General features: G+C 49.3%; 4 protein-coding genes and 1 pseudogene. 3 read left to right on the forward strand and 2 right to left on the reverse strand.

Annotated features, from left to right (window positions below):
* The first annotated feature begins 452 nt into the window (after positions 1-452).
* Positions 453-1,151 (forward strand): enhanced serine sensitivity protein SseB C-terminal domain-containing protein, encoded by a 699-nt coding sequence (locus ACI2I2_RS24280; protein ID WP_404660238.1) that lies wholly within the window; start codon positions 453-455, stop codon positions 1,149-1,151.
* 778 nt (positions 1,152-1,929) lie between these two features.
* Here ACI2I2_RS24280 and repA read toward each other — a convergent pair.
* Positions 1,930-2,790 (reverse strand): plasmid replication initiator RepA, encoded by an 861-nt coding sequence (gene repA, locus ACI2I2_RS24285; RefSeq protein WP_404660239.1) that lies wholly within the window; start codon positions 2,788-2,790, stop codon positions 1,930-1,932.
* A gap of 632 nt (positions 2,791-3,422) precedes the next feature.
* On the opposite strand from repA, the pseudogene ACI2I2_RS24290 reads away from it, so the two are divergent.
* Positions 3,423-3,619 (forward strand): annotated as a pseudogene (locus tag ACI2I2_RS24290) (hypothetical protein); the annotation flags it as partial.
* A gap of 247 nt (positions 3,620-3,866) precedes the next feature.
* Here the strand turns inward: ACI2I2_RS24290 and ACI2I2_RS24295 are convergent.
* Complete coding sequence (locus ACI2I2_RS24295; protein WP_404660240.1) at positions 3,867-5,084, reverse strand: hypothetical protein; 1,218 nt, start codon at positions 5,082-5,084, stop codon at positions 3,867-3,869.
* Positions 5,085-5,602: 518 nt separating this feature from the next.
* Between ACI2I2_RS24295 and ACI2I2_RS24300 the strand changes: the two genes are divergently transcribed.
* Positions 5,603-6,094, forward strand: coding sequence for a hypothetical protein (locus ACI2I2_RS24300; protein ID WP_404660241.1), 492 nt, complete (start codon positions 5,603-5,605; stop codon positions 6,092-6,094).
* The last annotated feature ends 767 nt before the right edge of the window (positions 6,095-6,861 follow it).

Genomic DNA, 6,861 nt, shown 5'->3' on the forward strand with positions numbered 1-6,861 from the left:
CACCCCTCCCGCGGGGGGCTTTCTATGGGGGTCCCGCCCCGCGGCCCGCGGCGGGCTGTTGTGGCCATCGCCGCCAAAAACGCGCGGCTATGCTGGGCATCACTACATTACGGTGATGATTTCCGGCTGTACTCAGCCAATTAAAGCTCGAAGCAGTATCACCATCTGACCTGCAATTCGTTGATGATAAAGGGTTAGACCCCGTGAGGCCTACCTGGCTATTGTACAGGATATACGTATCCGCTTAACGAACAAGAACCTCACGCGCGTCTTTCATCAGGGCCCGAATCGATGACGATTCATCATGACCGTTTATAGTACCGCAGTCTCTCCCCTTTATTTTTACCGAAGAGCAGACAGAAACCATAAACACCGGCGTTGACATGCCGGGGAAGCCCTTATAGTACAATAATTTTCGATATCCAAACTGACCCCAATTTTACCGGATGCTGATGGCTTCATCGCTGTACGTCCTGGGGACTTCGGCCGGGGAAGCCGTTGATGGTCATGTCGATCTGAAAGCCGGTGAGCATATTTCGATTCAGCACTGGGAAAAACCGGACGGAACAACGGCCATTCCGGTTTTCAGTTCCCTTGCCACCCTGCAGCATGCCATCGAGGCCGAAAGCCAGTACCTGAAGCTGCCGGCGAGGGATTTTTTCGAAATGACGAAAGGGCAGGGGGTGTTCCTGAACCCCAGGTCGGACTACGGCAAGGAGTTTGTGCCGGAAGAAATCGAAACGCCGCTGGCAGAAGGTACCAGCCGGCTGCCGCAGAGCCGGGTGGTGAAGGAAGAAACCCGGGTATACCTCGGTGAGCCGGCGGTCGTTCCGGAAAGGATGCTGACAGAACTGTCTGCCTGGTTTGCAAAATGCCCGGGTGTCAGGTGCGCTTACCTGGTGCTGATGCACGACCCGTCGGTCGATGACAGGCCGCATTACCTGGTGGCCGTGGATGTGACGGGTGGCGTGGAAAGAGTGATTCGCGGAGCGGGTCTGGTGGCCGGCGATACATCACTGGACGGACAGGCAGTGGATTTGTTGCGCCTGGGTCAGAACAATGGCGGACTAGAGTCGCATATTACCACGCAGTTTAAACCGTTTTATGTTCGCAGCATGAAGCAGAGGCTGCTGGCCATGTTTAGCCGTTAACACCAGAAGCGCCAGGATAGCGCTTCCGCTCGTTACGGCGGTTTGGGTTGTCGCTGTGTCGTTCGCCCGTCACAGGCCCTGACAGGCCGCAGAATGGTTACCCGGGAGCCAGTCAGAACCTTCACCCTGTAAAGCCAGACTTCCACCGAACGTTCTAATAACTGAGAAGCTGGAGCGCGCGGTCGGAGTGGTCACGGCGAAGCCGGGGCGTATCTCCGCGTTAGCGGCCGAAGGCCGGTTACGAGCGTGTTGCTCCCCTACTTTTAAAAATGGACAGACAACACACCCCTATAGTTACAACATCCATTCTTAAAGGCGATGGTGTTCCCCGGCCGAAGGCCGGGGGCGCCGCGGCTTTTCAGTGTGGGTGGGTCCCCGGGAGAGGTTAAGTTGGGTGAGGGTGTTTTGGTTTGAATACACATTTTGAATGTTGTAACTAATGATTGTGTTGGGACCCGCTGCAGCGCAGTGGGGGCTACCTTAGCTCTGAGCGGCGTGGCCAAATGACCACTGCAAGCGAAGGCGTTATCAACAGAGCCGTGGCTCTTAACTTCTTTAAACCTGTAGGAAGTAAACCTAAGTCACCTTGCGTTCTGGCTTCTAATTGCATCTGGTCGGACAACCCATTTGCATTGAAACGGGGATAACCGGGAAGAGCAAGGCGGCAGAGTGGCCATGTGCCGCAGCGGGCCCATCAAATGAAGTGGAAAACAGAGAGGAGCCTGACGGCAGGCGTGCAGGCTCCTCCGTCGTCAGACGGATAAGGTAATCAGGAGTGTTATTCTCGTGGCCGTGCGACCGCGTATATCCAGGCGAGGCGTTTATTCACCAGATGGCGGAACTCATCCAGGGACAGACCCTGGTGTTGTCCCTGGCTCATCTCGCGCTGAATCTGGCACGATATCTGGTGGCGCAGGTCGGGTTCACTGTGACGGTTGGCCAGCGTGGCCATCTTCTGTTTGCGGCGAATATCCTGTTCGGCTTTGCGCTTTTGCCAGGTAATTTCGACAAGCTTTTCTTTCTGCCGCCGGCGGGCTTCAGTCAGGGTGAGCGGCTTCTCACCGTTTCTGACCAGCCCCTGGTTAATCCAGGCCAGCTGCTGGTTACGCGCGCTGGCCCACGCCCGGGCCGTACTTCCGGCCATATCAAAGAAGCGATCGGTCACCTCGATGTCAGCCGGGAAGAACTGACGCGTGACTTTATCAAAGAGAAGTTTGTAGGTTATCAGGCCAAAAGCCGCCAGGTCCTGCGCGGCTCTGGTAGCCCGGGTGATGGATTCATTGCCGGCGGCCGACGTGGTCGCCAGCCCGGACTCTCTGGCCAGCGTGGTAAAACTCACCGGAATGGTGCCACTGACAATATTGAGGTGATATACCATCGCTTCAACGAGTGCATTCAGCGCACAGGCGCGATGCCGGTTGAAATGTCGCTTCCGGACAATAAGTCGGTTCGTCCTGTGATGAAAGGCATCAAAGTAGTAGAACCCCACCCAACGGGTGACATCACGGCTCTGAACCATACCCAGGAGCCGCTTATTGTACGCAGGTAGTCTATGCCTATGATGCGCTGGCCGTACAAATGACGGCGCCGGATTCACGACGTAGCATTGCCGTCTGGCTGATTTGTGGTGTGTCGTCACGCCGACCTGAACTTATGGCGGCCGGGTGGTTGTTTTTTGACTGACATGCGATATAATCCAGTACAGGCAATAGCCTGCTTTTGGATCCCTGATACTCTGACGCGACCGCCAAATCACAGACAGATATCGGGGATTTTTGCATTCAGCGTTCTGCAAAAACTAAGAACGCTCCCCGGGCGTTTCCGGATACACCCCATCCACAGATTCAGTCTGCTGCAGGCCGCATTTCCCGCGCAGAGCTGGCTTTTCAGATTGCCGGTACGACACCACCACAGAATCGCACCAACACCGCCAGTTGATCACCGACGGCCGTTAATTTAACGTAAGTCTTAAAATGAAATATTTTCATTCAGAATGACCCCACCACAAGGTCATAAGAATTGTCTGAGTCTACTGAATTACAAAATACTTTTCCAGCTAACTTATTGCTTAGTTTTTAGAACGCTCAGGCTTGTGAATTCCCTCCGAGCAATGTCCCCGGCTTTGAAAAGATAAACATGCGGCGAGTACATCAACACCGTTGTTGCTCACCATCATTATTAATCAGCATGTAGTACACGTTGGTATAACCGCCAGAGCGCCGGAGGACCTTATAGTAATAGTACAATTTTTCCGTTTCCCAAACGAAGCCCATCCTCTCACGCAAAGTACAGGCCCTTTTTCGCTCAGTGCCGCCCAGCCTTTTTCTCGCGTTAGGGGTGACGTATAATGAAAAAATGGCCGACGCACAGCGCCAATGAACGACCTGAAATGTTCTGAACCAGAAGCCGCCTATCATATGACCAGACGACTCGATGAGCACCGGGGTATAAATGTGCCGCACAAATAAGTGCAATGACGGGGACTTTGTCCAATGTAACCAAAGAGAGCCTCTGAAAACCAGTCTGACAGGTGTTCAGAGGACGGCAATTGCCTGAGTTACAAGGAGTGCTTCGCAGTTCTAAGATAAATCATGCAATTGTTGTGGTGAATTTATTTTTGTTAAATCATATAAAATTCATATGAATTTCGTAGGAGGTCACAGTTGTCACCACTTCACCAGCATTGGCCGTTGCATGCGCGGAGAAAGCGCTATTTCAGGCCTGATTAATGCGCTTAAGATGTCTTTTTATAATGCCCGGCAGTAACTGCTCAATGACATCATTACGATAGGCATGCATTGTGTGTTGGCGAGGAATGACGATCCTGGAAAGTTCTTCGAGTGTAATGGCTGAACTGGGGAATTGGATTTCTTTCGATGTCGCGTGCGAAACCTCACGTCCTAAGTTTATCGCAGAATCGACGCAGTCCTGGCACATTGCAATGTCTGGCTGAGAAGCCCAGTCACACGCTGCATGGAACAAGGGGACTTTTTTAATTTCCAGTACCCATGGGTTCTTTTTCGATGCCCGGACGCAACTCATTTTGTTTCGCTGGCAGCAGGGGCATGTCCATTTTTCATCATATCGTTGCCAGTAAGTGCCTCTGGTAGCCGATAAGTGAGCAATATCATTGGCTGAAGGTGAGCCTTTGGCTATTGGATTCTTCTTCATTCGCCAGGAGTTTTTTGCGCCTTTGAAAGGCTCGGTGTTATACAGCAGTGCTTCTGGCCAGTACTTATCAAACGCATGTAACCCATTGAACTCAAAGAAGTGCTGTGCAGTCCGTTCTGTCTGTTTTGCTGTTCTTGCCGAGGGTTGATACCAGTCCTGTTTTTCAGCAGCGATTTCCGCAAACTGTTCCGCCAGATTCATACGTAATGTAAACACAGGCTCTACCCTTTCCCAAACCGCTTTGACTGCTTCCTCATCAATCTGATGCTCATGATTTGGGGAGGCAACAATGAATTCTGAAATTTCTCCGGGTGAAAACGAGAAGAATTTATGGCAATGAATTAAACGCTTCGCATCGGCATCAGCTTTATTACAATCAAAACAGATTACGGTATTATCATATGCCGATAGCGAGAACGCCGCTTTTATCGCAAATCGTTCGGAAAGTTCATCTGCCACGATAGTTTTCTTTCTTGTTGAAAACTCAACAAAGAGAGATTTCACGACATCTTTCATGTGATCATGATGCTCGTGAAGCTGGCAGGTCAGATAATTATTTTTATTTAATCTCACTATTTCTGACTTCTTTCTTTTACAGCATGGACATTCCCAGTCAACAGGCGTCATTACCCACCATTTATTGAGGTGCGCTCCAACTGCGTTAAAGCAGGAAACTAAACGCCTGGTCGAAAGTGTGAATTCCGAATCGATTCCGATCAAATCTTTTTGCGATAATGAAAGCTTAAATTCTTCCCATTCCATGATTAGCCTTGTGAAATTAGTTATTATATTTCTGAATAATAAAAATGTAGCAGATGGAAAAATATTACTGATAGGATGTTATAGTGAACGATATGTGAATTCAACCAATTGGCACTGTTTTTCAGCAGAGGTGGATTTATCACAAGACTCTGTTGTGCAGCCGCCATCGTCGACAGAATGTTATTCGCCACACTCTGTCGACGGTGGCGCTGCAGGTGCGGGCGGCAAAGAGCCCGCAAGCATTGCGGAGCAACGCTCTGCTACAGACCATCCGCCAGAGTAATTTATTAACGTGCGCGTCGGAAGAGCATGCGACCCAGTGCAGAGCTTCGGAACCTGTCGCTGAGTGATCCAGGGATAACGTTAATCTCTTCCTCAACCTCGTGCCAGGAGAAGTCCAGCCTAACAAGACAGCAACCACCGGCCGCTGCGTGCCAGAAGCTGAAGTTTCACACGAACTCTTATGCTAGTTTAATTAAGTTGTGACAATACACATCTGATACAGCAAGGAGCCATGAGTGAAAGCATTTACAATACGTCGCATGACCGAGACCGATCTGGACGTTTTTAGGGAATTGAGGCTTGAAGCTTTGCATCTTCATCCGGAAGCCTTTGGCACCTCTTACGAAGAATGCAGTCAGAAACCGATGCAGTTCTTTGCTGAACAGCTGCAAACAAGCCATGTTTTCGGCGGTTTTGATGTTCATAACACTTTGCAAGGCATGATTGGGGTTAGCTGCAGCTCGTTGCTAAAGTTGAGTCATGTGGCGAACATATGGGGAATGTATGTTCGTGCCGGTAAGAGAGGGGCTGGGGCATTATACGTTCACGCTCCCGGAGGATATTTTGAAAGGAGAACGGATAGCATTAAATTTCAATATAAACAGCGAATTACCTTCTTAGCGTACGTTTTCGTTCCATTGGCCCTCAAACTCCTAATAGACATAAATAGCATAATGGGTCGCGTGACAGCATCTAATATGGCCTTTAGGTCAGCAGCATCGTGCTAATTATTTTGGCATAGGTATTGAGGGCTTGAAAAATTGGGCATCACGTTCAACGAAGCCAGATGCTAATTTACTTTTAAACAAAATACTGTCATGGCAATTATTGACCTTAACCCCGCTCTGCTTTAGGATTTTTCTCGATGTGGCGACTAACAACCAAGAATATGAAATCAATATATCCTGACACAAGGTAGTGGTGCCATAAGTCGCGAACTATAGACTTTGTTGCAAAAGCATCAGAGAGTTTTTTTCTGCTTTGCCATGGATAATTTCTTATGTGTATGTGGAAGTTATCGGTGAGCCACTCTTATTACTCGCCCCAAAACCACTTCATTCAACAATGCCAATGAATACGATTAAAACTTAACTATTACCCTGCTAATCAGCCTTTGCAAGATTTGTGGTTGCGTCAGTAACTTTTCATTCGGGCTCCGCGCTATTCGTAATGATTCAACATCGCCTTGTCTTAATTGTTTCATTCTGTTTATCCGTATATCAAATGAGAGATGGAATCCATGACTTTGGAGACTAATCAGTACGTGCCCATTGGGGTGAATAAATTCATTGTATGGTTATGTATCAGCCTGCAAATATTTCCTTCAGCACTGGCTTTATCTCTGGCTTTTCCGCAGACTGCTATTGCACAGCAGCAACATATGTTGCCGCAAAATGCGGCGGTAATCCCCCCGAAAATCCGGGGTGTTGATAAGTAGAATTTTCTCGTAATCTGAACCGGGGAGATCTCTATGAAAAAATCACGTTTTACCGAC

Origin of the sequence: Scandinavium sp. NPDC088450, assembly GCF_044900545.1 — a bacterium.
Classification (GTDB): Bacteria; Pseudomonadota; Gammaproteobacteria; order Enterobacterales; family Enterobacteriaceae; genus Scandinavium.

Bases quoted from the DNA above. Each gene is read 5' to 3' on its own strand.
- ACI2I2_RS24280 (WP_404660238.1), top strand. From the start codon at position 453: ATGGCTTCATCGCTGTACGTCCTGGGGACTTCGGCCGGGGAAGCCGTT.
- ACI2I2_RS24295 (WP_404660240.1), bottom strand. From the start codon at position 5,084: ATGGAATGGGAAGAATTTAAGCTTTCATTATCGCAAAAAGATTTGATC.